The organism is Candidatus Chloroploca sp. Khr17, from assembly GCF_004138165.1.
GTDB lineage: Bacteria > Chloroflexota > Chloroflexia > Chloroflexales > Chloroflexaceae > Chloroploca.
The window spans coordinates 1-1,047 of the sequence record NZ_RYFF01000168.1; the positions used below are offsets into that span (position 1 = coordinate 1).

Annotated in this window: 1 pseudogene; it reads left to right on the plus strand. The window is 59.0% G+C overall.

What is annotated here, in order from left to right:
- Nucleotides 1-867 (plus strand): annotated as a pseudogene (locus EKD05_RS26260) (DUF11 domain-containing protein); the annotation flags it as partial.
- Nucleotides 868-1,047: the final 180 nt, after the last annotated feature.

The following is a 1,047-nucleotide window of genomic DNA, read 5'->3' on the forward strand; positions in this document are numbered from 1 at the left end:
TCCGATCAACCCGATCCCAACAGCACCCCCGGCAACGACGACCCCAACGAAGATGACCAGTCCAGCCAGGTGGTGCGACCACTGGTGATTGACCTGGAACTGGCCCATTCCGTTGCCATCCTCAACGGTGAAAATCGAACCGCGCGCCTCGTCATTGATCTGCTCAACCGTCAGCAGTGCAACGCAGAACCGTGTACCACTGCGACGCAGGTGCAGGTGCAACATCGCATCCCCCAGAATCTGCTGCGCTATGTCACCTACAGCACCGGCCAGGGAACCTATAGCTACGAACCAACAACCGGCATTGGTACCTGGGATGTCGGAACCCTGCCCGCCGGTGGTGCCGTGCAGATCTTTGTGGATGTAGAGATCACCGCCGGTGATGCCGAAGAGATCGTCAGCGTCGCCGAGGTCTGGCGTGCGATCGAGTTCGATATTGATAGCACACCTGCCAATAACATCCTCGCCGAAGATGACCAGGAAGAGGTACGCTTCAGCTTCCTAACCCCGATCACCCTGAAGAGCTTTACGGCAGCACGTACCAACGCTGGCGTGGAAGTCGCCTGGGAAACCGGTATGGAACTGGACACACGAGGGTTCAATCTGTGGCGCAGCAGCGATGGTACCCGCGCCGGGGCCGTCTTGATCACCCCACAGATGATCGCGTCACGAGGCAGCAGCACAGGCGGGGCAGCGTACCAGTTTGTTGACACCACCGCGACACCTGACAATGCCTACGCCTACTGGCTCGTCGAGGTTGCCAACAATGGCCTTACCAGTGAATACGGCCCGGTACGCGTCGCTCGCGACCCGTCAAACTTGACCCGCGAGCACACCGTCTTCTTGCCGCTCATCGTCAGACGCTAAAGCGGGGTTTGGGGCCTGCGGCTCCCCCCAGATCGTCTGTGCGCTGCAAAAAGCCAGCAATGCTGGCTTTTTGCAGCGCATAGACGGGTTTGCAGGGCGTTAGCCTCACCAGGTGTCACTTTTTTATGGTGTCAAACGTACACAAACCAGAATACCGGCAGCGGACGATCGAAGGTGCGC